Below are 20,778 nucleotides of genomic sequence, written 5' to 3' on the forward strand. Positions count from 1 at the left end.
AGACACACGCCCGGCATCGCCAACACGACCTCTCAAACACCCCGACAGCCCCGGCGGAAATCCCACTCCTACCTGTCACACCCCAGGTCAGCAGCCTGCCTTCTGCAAGATCTAATGAGAAGGGACAATTTCCACCGCAGGGCGCTGCGGGGTGTAGGGAGCCCAGCCAGGGTTCCCGGTGTTGGCGAACGCGACCCAGGCGCCGTGTACCTGGGCGGCGAGCCCTGCTGGTGCGGGGTCGGGGCCGAGTAGGCAGGTGTCCCCGTGCAGCCAGGGTTTGTCGGCGATGTCGAACACGAAGGGCAGTTCGACGGTGTGGGCAGCGCCGAGTCGCCCGTCCAGGGCCGTCGAGCGGTACCCGAAGGAGTAGACGTGCGTGCGGCCGCCCGAGATCCGCGCGTGGGCCTGCGCCATGCGCGTCGTACCGGCCTCGAACAGGGCTTGCCCGAGCACGGCGGAGCGCAGCTCGCCCGGTGTTTCGTTCGGCCGTGCCGCGCGGTACGCGGCGAGGGTGGTCTCCGGGTCTGCATGTACCCGGGTGGCGACGGCGAGTACGTCAGCTTCCGTGGTGGACTCCAGGGCGCCCTGCGGTGCGAGGTAGAGGTGCCCCTCTTCGGTGTTGGTGCCGATGAGCAGGTCGACGTCGCCGGCCGGGCCGTCGACGAGACCGTCGGCGGGCTGGACCGGCAGGACCAGGCTGAACGGGCTGAGCCCGGCCAGCGGGTCCGTGGCGGTGCTGGTGCGGAGGTCGAGGCCGGTCAGTGCGGGCAGGATCGTCAGGAAGCGCTCGTCCGGGATCAGGGCGAACGCCTCGGCGGTCGGCGCGACGCCCAGTGCGGCGGCCGCCGTGGCGGTGACCCGTTGTGCTTGTTCTGGGGTGAACGCCCCGGTGCCGTTGCCGCTCTGGACGATCGCTCGCCGGAACAGACCGCCTGCCTCCGGTGTCGCGAGCAGCGCGCCGGTGAGCGTGGCGCCCGCGGACTGGCCGAAGACCGTGACGTTCTCGGGGTCGCCGCCGAATGTTGCGACGGTGTCGTGTACCCAGCTGAGCGCGGCGAGCACGTCCAGCAGTCCGCGGTTGGCCGGAGCACCCGCCAGATCGAGGAACCCGGGGATGCCGAGGCGGTAGTTCACCGTCACGAGGACGACGTCGTCCCGGGCGAACGCGCTGCCGTCGTAGAGCGCGGCACGGTTCGAGCCGGTGACGAACCCGCCACCGTGCACGAAGACCATGACGGGACGCCTGCCGCTGTCGGCGGCAGGCGTGTGGACATCGACGGTCAGGTACTCCTCGCCGGGCACCCAGCCAGGCCCGAAGTAGGGGACCATGTCGAGTCGGCCGAAGTCGCGGGCCGGCTGGGGAGCCGTGGGCGAGGGGCGCGTGCCGTCGCGGACGCCGGACCAGCCCGGGTGCGGTGCGGGTGGGGCGAAACGGCCGGCGCCGGTCGGGGCCGCCGCGTAGGGGAGGGCGCGGTAGCGCTCGCCGGATCCGTCGCGGAGGCCGCGCACGGCGCCCGCCGGGGTTTCGACGACCGGATCTGCCTGTCGGGGCACGGGACACGCATCCTTTCCGGAGGGGGACATCAGGAGATACGGGAGAAGCCCGCCCACTCCTTGATCGCGAACTTCGAGCCGCTGCGCGCGACCTCCGCGGCGCCGTGGCCGCCGAAGTGCGCCGGGAAGACGAGCGCATTGTTCTCGGCGGCGCGGCCGAGCAGCTTGTGCCGGGTGGCGCGGGACTCCGCCGGGTCCTCGCAGAAGCAGGAATTGGTGTCCGGCTCCGCGATCTGCAGCGCGGTGTGCACCAGGTCCCCGACGAACAATGCCTGATCGCCGCCGGATTCCAGGGTGAGTACGGACGACCCGGGAGTGTGCCCAGGAGCGAGATCGAGACGCAGGTTCTTGTCGATCCGGTACGTCCCCTCCCACAGATGGGTGAGTCCCGCCTGGTGGACCGGCCTGACGCTGTCCTCGAAGACGTTCTGGTTCCCGCGGCCCAGCACGGTCTTGTTCTCGTTGGCCGGATCCCAGAAGTCGAAGTCCCGACGGGTCATCAGGTACGTGGCGTTCGGGAAGGTCGGTACCCAGGTCCGGCCGTCGAGGCGGGTGTTCCAGCCGACGTGATCGATGTGCAGGTGGGTGTTGACCACGATGTCGACGTCCTCGGGCCGCACCCCGGCGGCGGCGAGGTGGTCGAGGTAGTTCGTGTCCAGGCGGCTCCACACCGGCGCGTAGGGCCGGTCCTTGTGGTTGCCCACGCCGGTGTCGACGAGGATCGTGCGCCCCTCGCTGCGCAGCAGCCAGGACTGGATCGCCGTACGGCACTCGTCCGTCTGCGGGTTCCAGAAGTCGGGTGCCAGCCAGTCGCGGTGCTCGTCCCACGAGCCGTCGGGGCTGTCCGGGAAGAACTGGCCCGGAGACATCTCCGACGAGCCGGAGAACTCTTTGACACGGCTGACGGTGATGTCGCCAAGAATGATCTGCTCCGCGCTCTGATCCATGTGTCCGTCCTCGGGTCTGGGGTACGCCGCCGAATGAGACCGAGCCTGGACACGCGGGCGGGCACGCACCACTCCCGGGTTGTCCCACCCCCACAGGGTGTGGCTGGGATCGGCCGCGCACCGAATACTGGGGCGATGAACGGACCCGGCCCGCTCGGCGCCTTCCTCCAAGCCCGACGCGCGCGTTTGCGACCCGAGGACGTCGGCCTGCGCGACCTCGGGCCCCGCAGGCGGGTGGCCGGGCTCCGGCGCGAGGAACTGGCCGAGCTGGCAGGCGTCAGCGTTTCGTACTACGCACGGCTCGAACAGGGCCAGTCCCGCGGGGCCTCGGCCGAGGTGCTCGACGCGATCGGCCGCGCACTCCTGCTCGACGACCACGAGCGCGAGCACCTCGACCGGCTCGCCGGCGCCGCCCGCCACGCGCCCCGGCTGCGCCGCCCTCGGCCCGAGAAGCTCGCCGACGAAACACGCGACCTCCTCCGCGCCGTCGACGCCGTCCCGGCGATAGTGCTCGGCCGCCGTACGGACGTGCTGGCCTGGAACACCCTCGGGCACGCCCTGCTGGCCGGTCACCTGGACTTCCTTGGCCCGGACGCCCCGGCACGACGCCCGAACATGAGCCGGATGCTGTTCCTGGACCCGCACTGCCAGGAGCTGTACGCGGACTGGAAGCGCAAGGCGCGCGCGGTGGTCGGCAACCTGCGCATCGCCGTCGGCAGGCACCCGGAGGACCCGCTGCTCGCGGAGCTGATCGGCGAGCTGACGATGAAGAGCCCGGAGTTCGTCGCACTGTGGGGGGACCACCGTGTGGCGCCGTGCGACGCCGCGGCCTACGAGCTGCACCATCCCGTCGTCGGCACGGTGACGGTGACACAGCAGACCCTGTCGATCGCCCGTTCACCGGAGCAGGCGCTCATCGTGTGCACAACCCCCGCCGGCTCCTCGTCCGATGAGGCCCTCGCGCTCCTCCGGCAGGCGAGCGGCAGCAGGGCGCGGCACGCGGACAGCGTCGGCGTCCCCGAGAAGCCGCACCGACACGTGCAGGCAGCCCGGAAGGTCCCGGGCGAGGAAATGACACGACGGTGAGACGGAACACCTCGGTCAAGCCGTGAGACAACCAGCAATTCCCACGTCATCGGGCCGGGGCAGGAAGCGGATCGCGAGACACAGCAGAATCACCCCGGCCGGAGAACCACGAAGGTCACCTACTTCGCTGGGAAGCATCCGGGCGCTACCCTGCATCCCGCTGCGCGACGGTGAACTCGATACTTCGACGGCCCGACAGTCCTTCCCCATCGACTGCCCGTCGACCGGCCCCGCACGCCGATTCAGAGCGACGAGGCGGCACGCCGGTACACGCCGCCGCGAGCCGCACACCCGGCGGCAACAGGGAACTGGTGCGCGGGGCGACCTGAACACCCTCACGCACGGCCGCAGCGACACCGCCCGCCTCCGGCCACCCCTCTCCGGCCCAGCACCCGGCAGCAGCAGCCGCTGACGTGTGCGGCGTCCCCACCCACGCATGGGGCATGGGGCAAGGTGTACGACGAAGCGCTGCTGCGATGAACTCGCCCAGCACCACGGCAAACCCATCGAGATCCCCGGCGACGTCGCCGAGATGGTGGACACCGTCTACGCCGACCTGTACGAACTCTCCGGCCTGGCCCTCGACGACGACCGCGAACGGGCCCACCGGGAAGCCACCGGCCAAGCCGTAGCCGACGCCGTCGCCATCCCGGCGCCGCACAACCTCGCCGACCTGTACCACCTCACCGACCGCGACATCGACCCGGCACAGATCACCACACGCCTGGGCGCCGAACTCGGGCTCGTCCGCGAACCGGACAGCAAGGGCAGCTGAGCGCCTCGCCATCCGCACCATCGGCAGCCACCCGGCGGGCGCCCCAGGCACCCGGCGCGTGGATCAGCCCCTACAGCAATGGATCCCCGGTCAGCGAAACCGGGGATCCACCGGACCCTTAGGCCCTGTGCGGAGTTCGGATCACTGGATCGGTTGTTCCCGTCCGAGGAGGGCGTCGGCTCCGGTGTCAGGTCTGCCGGCAGGGTTGCGGAACAATTCGCCGAATCGGTGCGCGAGCGCGGCGGTCAACCGGTCTCGTGCCCGAGTCAATCGCTCGATGCGCTGGTTGAGCTCGGCCACCCGCTGGGTGGTGACATCAGCGACCGGGCAGTAGCCCGGCCCGTCTTCGCCGGCCGTCCCGGCATTCTCGTCATCGGACGGAGACCTCGTATCGAGGACATGGGCGAAGGCCCGTACGTCACCTATCGTCAGGCCCGCATCGAGCAACTCACGAATGGCACGCAACCGCTCAATGTCATGCTGCCCGTAGTCGCGATGGCCGGACGGCGTGCGCCGCGCCGTGATCAGCCCCCGCTGCTCGTAGTAGCGCAGTGCCCTCGGGGTGAGGCCCGAGGCCGCCGCCGCATCACCGATACGCATCGTTGACTCCTCCTCGGGGCCAGGGGTTCAGAGCTCTACCAGCACCGCTCCGACATGGCGTCCTTCAAGCAGCTCACACAACGCCCGCGGTGCTTGATCGATTCCCGACAGCCGGGTGTGGGGGAAGGTGAGGGTGCCGTCGTGCAGCCCACGGCTGAACTCATGAAACCACTGGGGGATCGCGTCCAGGTGATCGCTGCCGGACATGCCGCGCAACGTGATGCCCCGCAAGATAAGGGAGCCCGTGTCGATCTCGACCGGTGCGGTGAAGCCGCCCGATATCTGGCCGGACAGCGTGCCGACAAGACCGACGCGGGCACCGCGGCGGGCGAGGGCCAGCGCAGCCAGCAGCTGTTCCCCGCCGACGTTGTCGAAGACAGCGTCGATGCCGGCGGGGGCCACCTCGCGCAGTTGGTCTTCGATCGGGCCCGCATCTCGGGTGACGACGGCGTCGTAGCCGAGTTCCTCGACCAAGTACTTGCCCTTGCGCCGGGAGCTGGTACTGCCGATCACCCGCGTCGCTCCACGCAGGCGGGCAAACTGCCCGGCCAGGGAGCCGACGCCACCCGCCGCAGCGGTGACCAATACCGTGTCCCCGGGCCGCACCTCGGCTCCCCGCGCGATGCCCAACCACGCAGTCAGCCCCTGTGACAGGTGGGCAGCCACATCCGGCAGTGCCCCGGGGTCGAGACGCTGCGCGTCGGTTTCGTCGATGAGCGCGTACTCGCGCCAGCCACCGTTGTGGGCAATGAGATCGCCGGGTTTCAGGCCAGTGCCCGGCGCGGCGATCACCACGCCGATTGCCGGTCCGCCCAGGACCTCTCCCGGCTCATAGGGCGGCATGGGCAGATCGGCATTGCCCCGCACAAGGGTGTCCATCACCGCAGCGACACTCATCAGCCGGTTGCGCACTAGCACCTGGCCGGAGCCCGCCTCGGGCACCGGGGCCTCGACAGTGCGGAAATGGCCGGTGCCGAGGGGGCCTTGCGGGCGTGCGGCCAGACGCACCTCCCGATGGGTGGCAGGGACGGCAGTGGTCATCAAGACTCCTCGGCAAGAAGGCGGGCGGAACCCGCAGGGCGCGGCCGCCCCTTACAGGGCTGCCGCACGAATTCTGGCGACGTTAGAACTTGACGCCTACGTCAAGTGCAAGTTCCCACCCGGGGCGTCGGGCCGGGTTTCGGCGCACAGGCCGTATCACCAGTGGAGTCCCGTTGCCAGGTGCATCACGGCACACTGACGTGCTCCACGTCGCGGGCCTTAAGAGGAGCTAACAGAAAGAGCTGGGGAGGCCATGTCTGGTACCTGGGTGGGTCGTTGGGCCGGGTATGGGGAAGGGCAATGGTCCGCCGTGGGTGGTGTCGGACGATCTTTGGGCGCGTATTGAGCCGCTGTTGCCGGTCAGGCGGCGCCGGTCGTGCAACCCGGGGCGGTTGCCTCTGGACGACCGCGGCTGTCTGCAGGGCATCCTGTTCGTGTTGCATACCGGGATCCAATGGCAATGGCTGCCGCAGGAACTCGGGTTCGGCTCCGGCATGACGTGCTGGCGTCGGCTTCGGGACTGGCATGAGGCCGGTGTCTGGGACCGGCTTCACCAGGTGCTGCTGACCGAGCTGCACCGCGCGGGGAAGCTGGACTGGTCCCGGGCGGTGATCGACGGCTCGCACCGGCAGGCCCGTCGGGGTGGCCCAAAACCGGGCCGAGCCCGGTCGACCGTGCCCGGCCCGGCTCGAAGCACCACATCGTCACCGACGCCGACGGCACCCCACCAGCCATCACTCTGACCGGCGGGAACCGCCACGACGTCACCCAATTGCTGCCCCTGCTCGACGCGATCCCCCGAATCCGAGGAGCCACCGGCCGACCGCGCCACCGCCCCCGGCAGCTGTTCGCTGACCGCGGCTACGACTACGACAAGTACCGCCGCCTGCTGCGGAAACGCGGCATCAAGCCGGTCATCGCCCGCCGGGGAGTGCCCCACGGATCCGGCCTGGGCGCCGTCCGGTGGGTCGTCGAACGCACGAACGCCTGGATCCACGGCTTCAGACGACTACGGATCCGCTGGGACATCCGAGACGACATCCACGAGGCATTCCTCAAACTCGCCTGCTGCGTCATCACCTACAGACGAGCCCAAGCATTGTGTTAGCTCCTCTAAGCCGCCGGACGCCTGTCCGCACCACTGAAGGGCACCGCCCACTGCGTCCGGAACCTCGCGCGGCTCGTGCGCGCCCTCTACACGCGGCTGGACCGCCTCACAAAAGCACTCCCGCCGCCACATAACAGCGAGCCCGCAGCCGTACTGCGACGTCATCTCGGTGTCGGCCTCAGCAGCGCACTCCGCGCTCTTGAGCACAGCGGAGTGGCAGCCGCCCCCTGAGAAAAGGGGTGTACATCCCTTCCGTGGGATCGTGTTCCGCGGGCCCGGATATGGTTTTGCGGGGTGGGGCCGTCTCCGGACGGCGCAGCCAGCGAGGAGTAGGAAATGGGAGAAGGACACCGCGGCGCGCAGTCCGCTGCCCAGCGCGCGTATGTGGAGATCGCCGAACGTATGGCCGCCGGCGACCTGGAGCCGGGCGCCTGGCTGCGGGAGGAGTCCTTGGCCGCTTCGATCGGGATCAGCCGGACTCCGGTGCGGGAGGCGTTGCGCAGGCTTGCCTCAGAAGGTCTGGTCCGTTTCGAGGCGAACCGCGGTGCCCAGGTGGTGGCGTGGGACCGCAGCAAGATCGCCGAGATCTACGGTCTTCGCGCAGCGGTCGAAGGGTACGTGGCCGCGGTGGCCGCACAGAACATCAGCGACGAGGCCCTGGGGAGGCTTGAGGCCAACCTCGACGAGTACATCCGTGTCATCGCCGATGCACGGCCGGACGCCAGGCAGCACGCGGCCGAGCTGAACAACGAGTTCCACGCATTGGTACTGGCCTCGACCGCGAACGAGAGCCTCGTCTCTCTGCTCCATGGCGTGCTCGGGCTGCCGCTCGTGCGCCGTACCTTCCTGCGGTACTCCGAACGTGATCTCGCGCGCAGCGTCGAACATCACCGTGAACTCATCGAGGCCCTGCGCCGCCGGGACGCCCCCCTCGCGGAAATGATGATGAAGGTGCACATCCGGGCCGCCGAGCACTCCGTGCTGGAGGCGCAGGACCTCGACAGGGTCAACGACGACGGGTGAGCAGCCAGACGAACAGAGCGCCCGCCGCGAACGCTCCGGCCACGGGCGCGCCCCGCCGGACCACGGGTGTCACCAGAGCCAGCGCATTCAGCTCGGGCTCCACCTGCGGGGCGGGGGGCCGGGCGTCGGCCGCACCGCTCGCGGACGGGGCCGCAGCGTCCGGGGAGGCGCCCACCACAGCCTCCAGGTTGGCGGCGAACTGACCGATCAGACGGGCGCCGACGTCCGCCATGGCGCTGCGGCCGAACTGGGCGATCTTGCCGGTGATCTGCAGTTCGGTGCCCACCACCACGCGTGTCTTGTCGGGGCCCTCACCGGCCAGTTGCACGGTGATCAGTGCCTTGGCGGAGCCTTTGCCGCTGCGCTCCTGACCGCCGGCGTCCAGCACCATGCGGTGAGCCGGCGCGTCGAGTTCGGTGAAGGTCGCCGTTCCCGAGTAACTGACCTTGATGGGGCCGACCTTGACCGTGACCGCACCTTCGTAGGTGCCGTCTCCCGCGGGAGTGACCGACGCACCCGGCAGGCACGGTGCGATACGCGGCACATCCGTCAGCAGCTTCCAGGCGTCGTCCGGTGCCGTTGGCACGAGGAACTCGTGGGTGAACTCCATGTCTCATCTCCTCCGTTGAGTCTGCACTGTCACCGCTACGACGCGGAACCCGCCCACCGCAGTCCCGTGTGCGGATGACATCACGGGCCTTCAGCGCAGATCCGTGCGTCGACGGTCTTCTCGATGGCGCGGACGATGCCGTTGTAGCCGGTGCAGCGGCAGATGTTTCCGGCCATCGCCTCCTGTATCTCCTCGCGGGCCAGCGGCTCACGCCGCCGGACGAGGTCGCAGGCGGTGATCAGCATTCCCGGCGTGCAGAAGCCACACTGCAAAGCGCCTTCGCGGGAGAAATCGGCGCGGAGGGCTTCCACATCCGGCCCCTCCAGCGCCTCCACAGTGACGACCTCCGCACCCTCGCAGGCGGCGGCCAGGGTGAGGCAGGCGCGCACCGGCAGGTCGTCGACGAACACCGTGCAGGCTCCGCAGACGCCCTGCTCGCAGCCGAGATGAGTCCCGGTGAGGCCGAGCCGGTCCCGCAACAGATCGGCGAGAGTGGTCCGAGCGGGGAACGTGGCTTCGGTCTTCCGGCCGTTGACACGCAATGCGATGGTCAGGTCATGCGGCATGTGGTGCCTTCCCCACTGCCATCAGCGCGCGGTGCACCGTGACGGCGTGCAGTTGCAGAGCGTGGCGGTCGTGCGGTGAAGCGGTGGCCGTGTCCGCCCCGATGTCAGCCGCGAGCGGCCCGCTCAGGTCGGCCGGGAGCAGGCTGCGGTCCGGCCGATCGGCGAGGGCCTTCTCGACATGCTTCAGGCGCAGCGGGACGTCCTTGGCGGCCCCCAGCCACACGGAGACCGCGGGCGTCGAGGCGCCGGTGTCGCGCACCTGGACGACGGCGAGGGAATCGGCGAACTCCCCCGGCTTGCGGGCCATCTTGTACATGCCCCACTGTGTGCCGGGGGCGATCCGGGGCACCGACACCGCGGTGATCAGCTCGTCGTCCGCCAGCGCCGTGCTGAAGAAACCGAGCAGGAACTCCGTTACGGGGATGCGCCGTTCGCCCCGAACCGACAAGGCATGGACTGTGGCACCGAGCGCCGACATCACGGTGGGCCATTCCGCCGACGAGTCGCTGTGCGCGAGGCTTCCGCCGACCGTGCCGCGGTTGCGGATGGCACGGTAGCCGATGCCGCGGGCCGCGTGGCTCAGCAGCCCGTCCGCCACATCGGGCACCAGCTGGTGCTCGAACATCATGTGCGTGGTCGCCGCCCCGTACGTCGCGCCTTCGGCGGTCAGGTCCGTGCGCCGCAGTTCCGGTACGGCGGAGACGTCGACGAGGTGCGCGGGCTCGGCGAGACGCATGTTCATGAGGGGCAACAGGCTCTGGCCGCCGGCGATCACCTTGACGTCGTCGCGCAGCCGGTACAGCAGATCGGCTGCCTCGGTACACGTCCCCGGCCTGTGGTACGCGAAGTTCGCCGGCTTCACCGGTCCGTTCCCGTCATGGCGGCGCCGCGCACCGGAGATGCCTGGGCGTCCTGCAGTGCCGTCCAGATCCGGACCGGCGTCATCGGGGTTTCGTTCGCCTCGGCGCCGAAAGCCCGCAGGGCGTCGGTGACCGCGTTGGCGATGGCCGCCGGAGGGGCGATGGCGCCGCCTTCGCCCGCGCCCTTCACCCCGAACACCGTGTGCGGGGACGGGGTCTGCATATGGCCGATCTTGATCATCGGCACCTCGGTCGCTCCGGGGAGCAGATAGTCCAGGAAGGACGTCGACTTGGGCTGTCCATCGGGGTCGTACACGAGTTCCTCCAGCAGCGCGGTGCCGATGCCCTGGGCGATACCGCCGGTGATCTGCCCGTCGACGATCAGCGGGTTCACCACCGTCCCGCAGTCCTCCACGACTGCGTAGTCGAGAAGCGACACCGCTCCGGTGTCCAGGTCGACACTGACCACCGCGGCGTGGCTGGCGTAGGTGAAGGCGCCGGTCTGGGTGTCGGGCCGGTAGTAGAAGGAGACCTCAAGGCCGGCCTCGACCCCGGGCACGTGGTCCGGGGTGAACAGGAACTCCTTGGCCAGCTCGCGGTAGGTGACAGAGCCTGTGCGCCCCACGACGGCCCCGTCCTTGAACCGGAGCTTCTTCGGGTCCTCACCGAGCAGCACGCCGCCGATCCGCAGCACCTTCCCGGCGAGTTGCTGTGCCGCGCCATACGTGGCCCCGCCGGCCATCACCATGGAGCGGGAGGCAAAAGTGCCGTCACCACGAGGGGTGAGGGCCGTGTCGCCGTGCACGACCGTGACCAGCGCAGGGTCAACGTCGAAGACCTCGCTGACCACTTGGGCCAGTGTGGTTTCCGCACCCTGGCCGTGACTTTTGATCCCGACACTCAGGGTGAGGCCCCCGGAGGAGTCCATCTCCAGGCGTGCCCCTTCGGTGCCGATGGTGATGGCGAGTCCGCGAGAGGCCCATTCGATGCATCCGTGCGCAGTCTGCTCGGTGAACGAGCCGTACCCGATGCCGATGCGGTGCCGGGCGCCGTCGGAAACGTCCTGCTGCTGCTTGCGCCAGGCGTCGTGTCCGATGAGTGCCGACACGCGACGCACGGCTTCGGGGTAATCACCGCTGTCGTAGACCTTCTTGGCGACAGAGGTGTACGGCATGTCCTCCGGCCGCACCATGTTGCGGATACGCATCTCATTCGGCTCGATGCCCAGTGCGTGGGCGAGCTCGTCGAGGGTGCGCTCGATCGCCAGGCAGGCGCCCGGCCGCGCCACACCGCGATACGGCCCCAGCGGTGTCTTGTTGGTGGCCACGCTACGGGTGCGGAAGCGGTAGTTGCTGAGCCGGTAGGGGCCGGGGATCATCGCCGCCGACATGGTGGCGTCCATCGTGGCCGTCCACGGGTGTACCGAGTAGGCCCCTGCGTTGACCAGGATGTCGGCCTCGACCCCCAACAGGGTGCCGTCCGCGGCTGCGTGCGCGGTGATCCGGTAGTGGTGATCGCGAGCCTGGGTGGAGGAGACCATCGCCTCCCAGCGGTCCTCGACCCAGCGGATCGGGTAGGGAAGCCGCATGGCGACCGCGGCGAGGGCGATCTCCTCCGGGTAGACGGAGCACTTGGTCCCGAATCCACCGCCCATGTCGGGCGCGATCACCCGCACTTGACGCGCCTCGACGCCCAGCAGGATCGCGATCATGTCGCGGATCATGTGCGGTGTCTGGGTGGAGGAGTGGACAACGAGCTGTCCACTGGTCTGGTCGTGCTGGGCCATGACGCCACGGGTCTCCAGCGGAACGACCGCCTGGCGGTTCATGGTGTACTCACGGGTCACGGTCACAGCGGCGTCGTGCGCGACGGCGTCCACGTCCCCGATGTCGCCCGAGGTGGTGGCGTACACGTTGTCCGGCCAGTCGTCGTGGACCAGTGGCGCGTCCTGAGCCAGGGCCCCGGTGAAGTCCACGGCTGCGGGCAACGGCTCGATGTCCACGATGATCCGAGCTGCCAGGTCCTCCGCCTCCGCGCGCGCGGAGGCGATCACCATGGCGATGGGCTCGCCGACGTATCGCACCTTCTCCACGGCGAGATGGGGTAACGGGGCCGCGCGGAAACCCTCCAGCGTCGAGGTCGCGGTCAGCGGCTCAGCGATCGGAGCGAGATCCGTACCGGTCCAGACCGACCCGGGTTCGGCGTCCGCGGGTACCGTGATGCCGCGGATACGCCCGTGCGGCACCTGACTGCGCACGAAGGCGACCTCCCGAAGGCCCGGAAGCTTCATGTCCGCCACGAATCGCCCCCGGCCGGACAAGTGCCGGGCGTCCTCGCGGCGCGGTGTCCGTGCTCCGATCCCGTTACGCCGTGCGGGATTGCTGCCTGCAGCGTTCATGCATCGCCTCCTTGGTGGGCACGGTGCCTTCCGAAACCGGAGAGCGTGCGCCTCGGCGGGGCCGGTGACACCGGTACAGCGATCGGATCACCAGGACCGTAATTGTATGCAACTTACGTCGAGGGTTGCGCTTGCACACTCCGCGCGGACATCAGCGTGCGGCCGCGACCGCTGATCAATTCTTCCGCTCGGGTCAATCTGCACCAACCGGTAGACCCACCGCAACACCATGTCAGGGCAATATCACGCCAGAAGGCGTTCACACAGAGAATCCTGTCACTCTTCGGTGACGCTGAGTATCCGGTTGAGCGTCAGCAGCAAACCGGTCAGCGCCCATCTACCGAGCGTCGCGCTTCAAGGATGGTTGTATACAATTTTCGACGTCGGTGCGGAAGCCCCCGAGGAACCTCCGCACCGACGATGCGGACTGCACCAGCGGCTGCCTTCCGCTGCCCTGACCGACCGTCACCAGCAGCTGACGCCACCCATCCGCGAAGCGGGCCGGGCGCACCGGCGCCGCACCGCTCAAGCTGCGGGGTCCGATGCCCGGCGTCCGGGCGTGGACTGCCGTCCGGGGAACCGGCTCGGCGACCGCCTGCGCCGCGTCGCCGACCAGAGAGTCGCGGCCTTCGCGGGCCAGGAGCAGAGACCATCCGCCCGACAGGGCCGAAGCCGACGACGGCCACGTCGTACGTGCGCTGTGTGACTTGTTCCATCGGGTTGCCGTCCCGCACGGTGACTGTCGGCCATGAGGGCAGCGAGGCCCTCGGAGTGCAGGAAGGAAGGGGCGACGGCCCCCGGTTGAAGAGCGCCTTGGCGCCCTCCAGGACCTCCGGCGTCCACAGTTGGTCGCCGACGGCGCAGTCCATGTCGCCGTAGCGCTCGGAGAAGTTGCCGACCGGGTCCTTGAGGTACAGCGCGCCCCGACACACGGCTGGGCATCAACCGCTGCGACGCGCCTCCGTGCCGGCCGCAGTGCCGAACTCCTCCGGTCCACTCCGAGATCCGGACCATGCGCGGACCAACTCGACGCCCCTCGGCGCACTTTCCCCCGTCTCGACTGGTCAGCGAGGCCGTGAGCCGTGTAGCACCAGCAGACGAAGAACCTGCTGGTGTCGCACTCGGCGAAGAGGCCGGGGTTCTTCCAGACACCGGAAACGGGCGCCTGGCCACAATGGACTCCGCCCGCCCGTACCTGATGCCCCGGTGGCGGGCGCGGCCGAAGGCGGCCCGCTACGCGGCATACCCTCAGCAAATTTCGAATTGCGGAAATTTACTCTCGCATTACGGGTGCTTGATGTTAACTTGGCCGCAGGACTTCATGACGGGCGCCGCCCGGAGGGGCGATCACGTCGCTCCGTTTTCTGAGGAGGAAACAGTGTCGGGTCGTCGGGCGGCTGCCCAGGAGCTCCGTGGTGCCATACCTGAGATCACCGAGGCCTACCGGGATGCGCTGGAAGACATCGGAAGCCCGCTGGCGTACCGCGACGACATCTGGGAACAGTGCCGCCATCAGGCGCAGAGCATCGTGGACGAGTGTGCACAGGCGCTGGAGGGCGGCAAGCGCCCCGAGTCGCCGGGAGCCGGCGAGTACACACGGCTGCTCGGGGCGCTCCGCGTCGTCCAGCAGGTCCCCGTGTCCGAGTCGGTGCGGGCGGCGGACGTGCTCTGGCAGGCCATGCAGACCGTGATGATGACAGTGCTCGACCGGGTGGAGGTCGAGCAACGGGCCGCAGCGGTGCAGACCGTGAGCACCGCTTTCCGAGTCGCCGCCGGGTACCGCCTGTACCAAGGGATCCGGGCGTACGAGGAGGCCCAGCGGTCGGGCACCTCCGCGGAGCCGGAGAGAGGGCCCGCACCGTCATCGGACGGCGCGAACGCGCAGGCCCTCGGCCTGCTGACGCTGCGGGAGCGGGAGATCCTCGAAGCGGTACGCGCGGGACTGACGAACCGGCTGATCAGCCGCCGGTTCGACATCAGCGAGGCGACGGTCAAACGGCATCTGCACAACGTGTACCGCAAGCTGGGGGTCGGCTCCCGGGTGCAGGCCCTCAACACCGCTTTCCCCTCAAGCAAAGCGGGCGTCGAACCCCTCCGGTACGCGCGGCCCGTCCGCGCCCTGGATCACAGGGCGCCGAGGGCGATCAGCACGAGCAGGTTCGAGGCGTACTGCGTGACCATGAACGCCCGGTAGGCGCCGCGCCGTTGGCCGCGTACGGCATGTTCCCGCCGGGCGTCCCGCACCACTTGGGCAATGACCCACAGTGCCCCGATCGCCATCGGCAGCGTTCCCGCCAGCGCGATCGGGGCCCACCGGGCGGCCACCGCCGTCCCGGCCAGGCCGACCAGCGCGGCGCACGTCACAGCCAGGGCCCGCGCCGCCGCCAGGCCGTGGACGACCGCGATGGTGCGCCGTCCGCCGACCGCGTCCCCGTCGGCATCTCCCAGGTCCTTGACCACGGAGCCGACCAGGGCCATCCAGGCCGCCATCACGCAGCCGAACACCACGCCCGTAGCGGTCCATCCGTGGCCCGCCGTCGAGATTCCGGCCGCGTACGAGGTCGCGCCCAGGCCGAACACCACCACCGCGCAGCGCACGCTCGACCGCTTCGCCTGCACCGGGCGGGCGGAGTAGGCCCAGCCGAACAGCAGGAAGGCGGCCACCCACCCGAACGTCCCGACGCCCGCCGTCGCGCCGAGCGCCAGCGCGGCGCCGGCCAGCAGGGCCGTGACGGCCGCGGCGGTGCGAACCGGGAGGGCTCCCCGGGCGATCGGGCGCCGGGATCCGTTCGCCCGGTCCTCCCGGATGTCCGTCACGCCGTTGAGCAGGTAGGCGCACGCCACGGCGCACCACCAGGAGGCGAGGCCCAGCACGGTCCGCCCCGGAGCCTGCGGCAGCTGCCCGGCGGACGCCGCGCCCACCGCGAACCGCAGGAGGAACACCAGCTGTACTGACGGTCGCGCCTCTGACCAGCAGAGATGCGCTGTCTTCAGCGCGGTACGCCATCGGGGATCCGCCGTGCCGACCAGGCCGGCGACATTCAGAGAAGAAGCGGCAGGAGCAGCGGAATTGGTCACGGCCGCAGTCTAGGAACGGCCCCGGCGCCCTTGCCATACAACCATCGGCGTAAAAGGCGTACATCCCCACTGGACCCTTGGTTGCACTTCCTTGTCATGCCCGACATGCGCGAGGAAGGGTGAGTGGAGCGCGGCCCGGTCGACCTGAATCCGGACGCCGTGGCGAGGGCGTGCACGGCACCCGTACCGGAAACTCTGCAACTGCGGTGAACCGGGTGCGTGGAAAATCCTGGGAAGTTTCAGGCAAGGAGAGACGACCTCCTCGCGCCCGTACAGGAAGAGCACAACGAGTAAGGAACAGCAGAAAAGGATGCCCAGTTGGAAAGGTCTCAGCAGACCGCAACGCTGATCTCCCAGGCGCAGGTTCTCGAAGGCGCGAAAGGGTGGCAGCGAGCAGCCTTCGAGGAGCTCGCAGCGCCCCTCGCCCATTCGGATTTCCCCTGCGTCTTCTCCCGGAACGCCTTCCGCAAGCAGTTGTTGAAGTTCGCCTTCGTCGAGAGTGCAGGGAGCGACGGCATCAGGCACCTGGCAACGGCCCTCACCGAGTACGTTGAGCTGTCCAGCGCCTGGGACGGCCGCCTGGACACCGCCTATCCACTGGTCGTGCTGTTCTCGGCGGACGCCGTGAACGCGCGTACGGTCGCGGAATACCACTCCTTCGGCTGGCGCGTGCTGCAGGAACTGCACCACGTCGATCCCGAACCCTGGCCCAAGGACGTCGGAAAGGACCCGGATTCCGAGACCTGGTCCATGTGCTTCAACGGCATGCCGCTGTTCTGCAACATGAGCAGTCCCGCGCACCGAAACCGCCGCAGCCGTAACCTCGGCGCCCATTTCACGCTCGTCATCAATCCCCGCGAACGCTTCGACTTTTTCGCCGGAGAGACCCCGAGCGGCCGCAAGGTCCGCGCGAACATCCGCAAGCGCATACGCACTTACGACGGCATGCCGCATTCACTGCAGCTGGGCTCGTACGGTGTCGGCGCCCTCGAATGGCGCCAGTACGGGCTCACCGAAGAGAACGCCGAGCGGAGCGATATGTGCCCGTTCCATCCCCGAATATCCGTGGAAAAAGAGGAGTTGCCGACCGAATGATCGAACTCATCGTGTCCCAGGGCCGCGTGGCCGACCGGGAGCCCCGGATGATCGAGGGCGCCGCCCGCCTCGCACGGGCCCTGGAGAAGCGCTACGGACTCACCGGCCGCTTCATCGGGGAACCCGCGCCGCCCGCCGACGACGACTGGACCGTCAGCCTCCCGCAGGCCCGGGAGACGCTGAACGGACTGGGCCGGGCCGTCACCGAGAGCATCGCGAGCGGCAGCCGGACGGTCCTGATCTCCAACACCTGCTCGGCGAGCCTCGCCACCCTGCCGGTGGTGGCCCGCGAGCACCCGGACGCCGTGGTCCTCTACATCGACGGGCACGGCGACTTCAACACACCGGAGACGACCGGCACCGGCTACCTGGGCGGGATGGTCCTCGCCGGCGCATGCGGACTCTGGGACAGCGGCCACGGCGCCGGGCTCCGCCCCGCACAGGCCGTCCTGGTCGGGGCGCGCGACATCGACAACGCCGAGGGCGAGCTGATCGCGCACCACGGTGTCCGGCTCATCCCCCCGGCGCAGACGACGGCCGAGAACATCCTGGACGCCGTCGGCGACTCCCCGGTGTGGGTGCACATCGACTGGGACGTCCTCGAACCCGGACACGTACCGGCCGACTACACCGTGCCGGATGGCCTGCTCCCCGAGCAGATCCGGGCGATCTTCGACGCCATCCCGGCGCAGCAGCTCCTAGGCGTCGAACTGGCGGAATTCAACGCCCCGTTGGACGACGACCTCGGCGAGAGCGCGATCGAGACGATCCTGGGCATGGTCGCGCCCGCCTTCGAGGGCATCCCGGTGGGCTAGGGCGGGTCTGACGTCAGCTCCCTCCGCCCGGGTCATGCCCGCGCGCCGCCACATCTTCGGCTCGCCGATCGGATGGCAGGAGCCGGCGGCAGAACCCCGGGGCAGCCGCCTTCCCTCCCGCACGCACCCGACAGACACGGCCGGCCGCCGGCCACTCCGGCCGTCGGCCCCTGTCGGCCTCTTTCCCGTGGCCGGCACCACGGGCCCCGCTCGCAAGGAGTACTTCCGATGCCTCTCCACGACAGCATCCTCGACACCATCGGCCGCACCCCGATCGTCAGGCTGCACCGCATGGCCCCCGCCCGCACCACGGTCTATGTGAAGGTCGAGTCGTTCAACCCCGGCGGCTCCGTCAAGGACCGCCTCGCGCTCTCCGTCGTCCTCGATGCCGAGGCGAAGGGGCTGCTCAAGCCCGGTGACACTATCGTCGAGTGCACTTCCGGGAACGTCGGGATCGCCCTGGCCATGGTGGCCGCGGCCCGGGGCTACCGGTTCGTGGCGGTGATGGGCGACACCTACTCGGCGGAACGCCGCAAGCTGATCCGGGCCTACGGCGGCAAGGTACTCCTCTTCCCCGGCCGCCTCGGCAGCAGCGGAGGCAACCGGATCGCGGACGAACTCGCCGAGAGGCACGGCTGGTTCCGGGCCCGCCAGTTCGAGAACCCGGCCAACCCCGCGTACCACCGCGAGACCACCGCCTCGGAGATCCTCGGCGACTTCGCGGGAAAGCGGCTCGACTACTTCGTCACCGGCTTCGGGACCAGCGGCACCCTCACCGGTGTGGGGCAGATGCTCAAGCGCGCCCGTCCCGACGTGCGGATCGTCGCCACCGAACCGGAGAACGCCGCCGTGCTCGCCGGACAGGAGTGGAACGTCCACCGGATCCAGGGCTGGGCCCCCGACTTCGTGCCGGGCGTGATGGACCGCAGCGTCATCGACGACCTGGTGACCGTCAACGAGGTGGAAGGGCGCGACACCGCACGCAGGCTGGCCGCCGAGGAAGGCATCTTCACCGGCATCTCGGCCGGAGCCACCCTGGCGACCGCGCTGCGCGTCGCCGAGACCGCGCCCGCGGGCTCGGTGCTCCTTGCCATGCTCCCGGACACCGGAGAACGCTACCTCTCCACCTTCCTCATGGAGGGGGTGTCCGAAGGCTCCGACGACGAGTGGCTGGCCTTGCTGGAGAGCGGTGACAGCACGGCCTGACCCCGGCACCCGACTCCACCGCCCCGCGGCGCATCCACATCCGTCAGGAGACAGACATGAGGGAATTCGTCCCGCCCGCGGCCCGCTTCGTCGGCCTCCCCGCAGGCTTCGCCATGCGGCGGGGCGGACGGCTGAACGGCGCGCGCATCGCGTACGAGACAGTGGGACGGCTGAGCCCTGGACGCGACAACGCCATCCTGGTCCTCACCGGTCTCTCGCCCGACGCCCACGCGGCCTCCCACCCGGCGGACACCGGACCCGGCTGGTGGGAGGCGATGGTGGGCCCCGGAAAACACGTCGACACCGATCGCTGGTACGTGATCTGCCTGAATTCGCTGGGCAGTTGCAAAGGGTCCACCGGGCCCGCCTCGGTCGACCCCGGCACCGGCGAGCCCTACGGTCCCGACTTCCCTGACCTGTCGATGGAGGACATCGCCGACGCCGCCGCCCACACGGTGCGCGCCCTGGGCGTGGACCGGCTCGCGTGTGTGATCGGCACCTCCATGGGGGGCATGAGCGCGCTGTCGCTGCTGGCCCGGCACCCCGGCCTGGCCCGCGGCCATATCAACATCTGCGGCGCGGCGCGCGCCCTGCCGTTCTCGATAGCGGTCCGCTCCCTGCAGCGCGAGGCGATCCGGTACGACCCGCACTGGAACCAGGGCCGCTACGACGACGCCGCCTATCCCGAGCGCGGCATGTTCACCGCGCGCAAGCTCGGCTTGATGACCTACCGGTCGGCCCGGGAGTGGGAAGGCCGCTTCGACCGGGCACGCATCGCACCTGAGGTCCGCGCCGGCGACGATCCCTTCGGCCACGAATTCCAGGTGGAGGGTTACCTGGAGGGGCACGCCCGACGCTTCGCGCGTCGTTTCGACCCCAACAGCTACCTCAGCCTCAGCCGCTGCATGGACCGGTTCGACCTCGGCGAATCGAGCGGCACCACAACCGACGAGGCGCTCTCCCGCATCCAGTTGGAGAAAGCCCTGGTCATCGGGGTCGAGAGCGACATCCTGTTCCCCCTGCGCCAACAGCGGCAAATCGCCGACGGCCTCACCGCGGGCGGCACGGACGTCACCTTCCTGGCACTGGATTCGCTGGAAGGGCACGACGCCTTCCTGATCGACACCGCACGCTTCGGCACCCCCGTGGCGAAATTCCTGACCGTGCTCTGAGCGCCCTTTCCCGCTTTCCCCACCTTGGAGAACCGCATGCCCAGACTCGCCCTCGTCACCGGAGCCAACCGGGGCATCGGCTTCGGGACCACGCGCCAGCTCGCCACCGCCGGCGTCCACGTACTGCTCGCCGGCCGCGACCGCGAAGCCGTCACCGAAGCCGCGAAGACGCTGCAGGACGACGGCCTCGCCGTCACCCCCCTCGTCCTCGACGTCACGGACCCGGCCGGCATCCACAGTGCCGCCGCGGAGGTCGAGGACAGCCATGGCCGCCTCGACATTCTGGTCAACAACGCCGGGATCCGCATCGAAGAGTACGGAAGGCGGCCGTCCGAGCAGCCGGTGGCGCAGTGGCGCGAGACCTTCGACACCAATCTGTTCGGGCTCGTCGAGGTGACCACGGCCTTCCTCCCGCTGCTCCGCAGGTCTCCGGCCGGTCGCATCGTCAACGTGTCCAGCCTGCTCGGCTCGCTCACCACACACACCGATCCGGAGTCGTACGCGTACAGCCCCATGTTCAAGTCGCTCCCGGCCTACAGCGCCTCCAAGAGCGCACTCAACTCCTGGACGGTGCACCTGGCCTACGAACTGCGCGAGACGCCGATCAAGGTGAACGCCGTGCACCCGGGCTACACCAGGACCGGCATGAACGACGGCGAGGGCGACCTCGACGTCACGGACGGAGCGCGGTCGAGCGTCGCGATGGCGCTGCTCGGCGACGACGGCCCGACCGGCACCTACACCCACAGGGCAGAGACCGTCCCCTGGTAGCCGTCCCGGAAGCCGCCGACCAGGAAAGGGCCACTCCGCTGCCGACCCGCCCTCCTCCCTTCCCACCGTCCCC

At 69.5% G+C, this 20,778-nt stretch carries 19 protein-coding genes and 1 pseudogene; 11 read left to right on the forward strand and 9 right to left on the reverse strand.

Annotated features, from left to right (window positions below):
- Positions 1 to 111 precede the first annotated feature (111 nt).
- Together LIU39_RS01485 and LIU39_RS01490 are read right to left on the reverse strand one after the other, a co-directional pair.
- Positions 112 to 1,554 (reverse strand): carboxylesterase/lipase family protein, encoded by a 1,443-nt coding sequence (locus LIU39_RS01485; protein ID WP_227043685.1) that lies wholly within the window; start codon positions 1,552 to 1,554, stop codon positions 112 to 114.
- Positions 1,555 to 1,583: 29 nt separating this feature from the next.
- Positions 1,584 to 2,501 carry an MBL fold metallo-hydrolase gene (locus LIU39_RS01490; RefSeq protein ID WP_227043687.1) on the reverse strand — a complete coding sequence of 306 codons (918 nt, stop codon included), beginning with the start codon at positions 2,499 to 2,501 and terminating at the stop codon, positions 1,584 to 1,586.
- A gap of 135 nt (positions 2,502 to 2,636) precedes the next feature.
- Here LIU39_RS01490 and LIU39_RS01495 point away from each other — a divergent pair, with 135 nt between their 5' ends.
- Both LIU39_RS01495 and LIU39_RS01500 read left to right on the forward strand, forming a co-directional pair.
- Positions 2,637 to 3,587 carry a helix-turn-helix domain-containing protein gene (locus tag LIU39_RS01495; RefSeq protein ID WP_227043690.1) on the forward strand — a complete coding sequence of 317 codons (951 nt, stop codon included), beginning with the start codon at positions 2,637 to 2,639 and terminating at the stop codon, positions 3,585 to 3,587.
- A 436-nt stretch (positions 3,588 to 4,023) separates the two neighbouring features.
- Positions 4,024 to 4,362 (forward strand): hypothetical protein, encoded by a 339-nt coding sequence (locus LIU39_RS01500; protein WP_227043691.1) that lies wholly within the window; start codon positions 4,024 to 4,026, stop codon positions 4,360 to 4,362.
- A gap of 141 nt (positions 4,363 to 4,503) precedes the next feature.
- On the opposite strand, the gene LIU39_RS01505 is transcribed toward LIU39_RS01500, so the two are convergent.
- Positions 4,504 to 4,962 carry a MerR family transcriptional regulator gene (locus LIU39_RS01505; RefSeq protein ID WP_227043693.1) on the reverse strand — a complete coding sequence of 153 codons (459 nt, stop codon included), beginning with the start codon at positions 4,960 to 4,962 and terminating at the stop codon, positions 4,504 to 4,506.
- A gap of 27 nt (positions 4,963 to 4,989) precedes the next feature.
- Positions 4,990 to 6,003 (reverse strand): MDR family NADP-dependent oxidoreductase, encoded by a 1,014-nt coding sequence (locus LIU39_RS01510; RefSeq protein WP_227043694.1) that lies wholly within the window; start codon positions 6,001 to 6,003, stop codon positions 4,990 to 4,992.
- Positions 6,004 to 6,290: 287 nt separating this feature from the next.
- On the opposite strand from LIU39_RS01510, the gene LIU39_RS01515 reads away from it, so the two are divergent.
- The 3 genes and pseudogenes from LIU39_RS01515 (at position 6,291) to LIU39_RS01525 (ending at position 8,134) form a co-directional block, all read left to right on the forward strand.
- Positions 6,291 to 7,111, forward strand: a protein-coding gene (locus LIU39_RS01515; RefSeq protein WP_227043696.1) for an IS5 family transposase whose coding sequence is annotated in 2 segments (ribosomal slippage) — positions 6,291 to 6,651 and positions 6,651 to 7,111 — 822 coding nt in all. Because the reading frame shifts where the segments join, the coding sequence is not laid out codon by codon here.
- Positions 7,112 to 7,120: 9 nt separating this feature from the next.
- Positions 7,121 to 7,234 (forward strand): annotated as a pseudogene (locus LIU39_RS35155) (restriction endonuclease); the annotation flags it as partial.
- A 213-nt stretch (positions 7,235 to 7,447) separates the two neighbouring features.
- Positions 7,448 to 8,134 (forward strand): GntR family transcriptional regulator, encoded by a 687-nt coding sequence (locus LIU39_RS01525; protein WP_227043698.1) that lies wholly within the window; start codon positions 7,448 to 7,450, stop codon positions 8,132 to 8,134.
- On the opposite strand, the gene LIU39_RS01530 is transcribed toward LIU39_RS01525, so the two are convergent.
- The 4 genes from LIU39_RS01530 to LIU39_RS01545 form a co-directional block, all read right to left on the reverse strand.
- Complete coding sequence (locus LIU39_RS01530) at positions 8,118 to 8,744, reverse strand: SRPBCC family protein (protein WP_227043700.1); 627 nt, start codon at positions 8,742 to 8,744, stop codon at positions 8,118 to 8,120. The two genes, LIU39_RS01525 and LIU39_RS01530, sit on opposite strands and share 17 nt — an antisense overlap.
- Before the next feature lie 80 nt (positions 8,745 to 8,824).
- A complete protein-coding gene (locus LIU39_RS01535) occupies positions 8,825 to 9,310 on the reverse strand; it encodes a (2Fe-2S)-binding protein (protein WP_227043703.1) in 486 nt (161 codons plus the stop codon).
- A complete protein-coding gene (locus LIU39_RS01540) occupies positions 9,300 to 10,172 on the reverse strand; it encodes an FAD binding domain-containing protein (protein ID WP_227043705.1) in 873 nt (290 codons plus the stop codon). Before LIU39_RS01540 ends, LIU39_RS01535 begins: the two co-directional genes overlap by 11 nt.
- Entirely contained in the window at positions 10,169 to 12,568 is a 2,400-nt protein-coding gene (locus LIU39_RS01545; protein ID WP_227043708.1) for a xanthine dehydrogenase family protein molybdopterin-binding subunit, read from the reverse strand. Before LIU39_RS01545 ends, LIU39_RS01540 begins: the two co-directional genes overlap by 4 nt.
- A gap of 1,378 nt (positions 12,569 to 13,946) precedes the next feature.
- On the opposite strand from LIU39_RS01545, the gene LIU39_RS35160 reads away from it, so the two are divergent.
- Positions 13,947 to 14,762 carry a helix-turn-helix domain-containing protein gene (locus LIU39_RS35160; RefSeq protein ID WP_227043710.1) on the forward strand — a complete coding sequence of 272 codons (816 nt, stop codon included), beginning with the start codon at positions 13,947 to 13,949 and terminating at the stop codon, positions 14,760 to 14,762.
- Here the strand turns inward: LIU39_RS35160 and LIU39_RS01560 are convergent.
- Positions 14,693 to 15,646, reverse strand: coding sequence for a UbiA family prenyltransferase (locus tag LIU39_RS01560; protein ID WP_227043712.1), 954 nt, complete (start codon positions 15,644 to 15,646; stop codon positions 14,693 to 14,695). The genes LIU39_RS35160 and LIU39_RS01560 overlap by 70 nt on opposite strands.
- Before the next feature lie 318 nt (positions 15,647 to 15,964).
- Between LIU39_RS01560 and LIU39_RS01565 the strand changes: the two genes are divergently transcribed.
- The 5 genes from LIU39_RS01565 to LIU39_RS01585 all read left to right on the forward strand — a co-directional run bounded on the left by LIU39_RS01565 (position 15,965) and on the right by LIU39_RS01585 (position 20,705).
- Positions 15,965 to 16,741, forward strand: coding sequence for a YqcI/YcgG family protein (locus LIU39_RS01565; protein WP_227043714.1), 777 nt, complete (start codon positions 15,965 to 15,967; stop codon positions 16,739 to 16,741).
- Positions 16,738 to 17,556, forward strand: coding sequence for an arginase family protein (locus LIU39_RS01570; protein WP_227043715.1), 819 nt, complete (start codon positions 16,738 to 16,740; stop codon positions 17,554 to 17,556). The genes LIU39_RS01565 and LIU39_RS01570 overlap by 4 nt, the downstream gene beginning before the upstream one ends.
- 228 nt (positions 17,557 to 17,784) lie before the next feature.
- Complete coding sequence (gene cysK / locus LIU39_RS01575; protein WP_227043717.1) at positions 17,785 to 18,762, forward strand: cysteine synthase A; 978 nt, start codon at positions 17,785 to 17,787, stop codon at positions 18,760 to 18,762.
- 56 nt (positions 18,763 to 18,818) lie between these two features.
- A complete protein-coding gene (metX, locus tag LIU39_RS01580; RefSeq protein WP_227043718.1) occupies positions 18,819 to 19,934 on the forward strand; it encodes a homoserine O-acetyltransferase MetX in 1,116 nt (371 codons plus the stop codon).
- Positions 19,935 to 19,970: 36 nt separating this feature from the next.
- A complete protein-coding gene (locus LIU39_RS01585) occupies positions 19,971 to 20,705 on the forward strand; it encodes an SDR family oxidoreductase (protein ID WP_227043720.1) in 735 nt (244 codons plus the stop codon).
- Positions 20,706 to 20,778 lie beyond the last annotated feature (73 nt).

Origin of the sequence: Streptomyces pinistramenti (assembly GCF_020564935.1) — a bacterium.
GTDB lineage: Bacteria > Actinomycetota > Actinomycetes > Streptomycetales > Streptomycetaceae > Streptomyces > Streptomyces pinistramenti.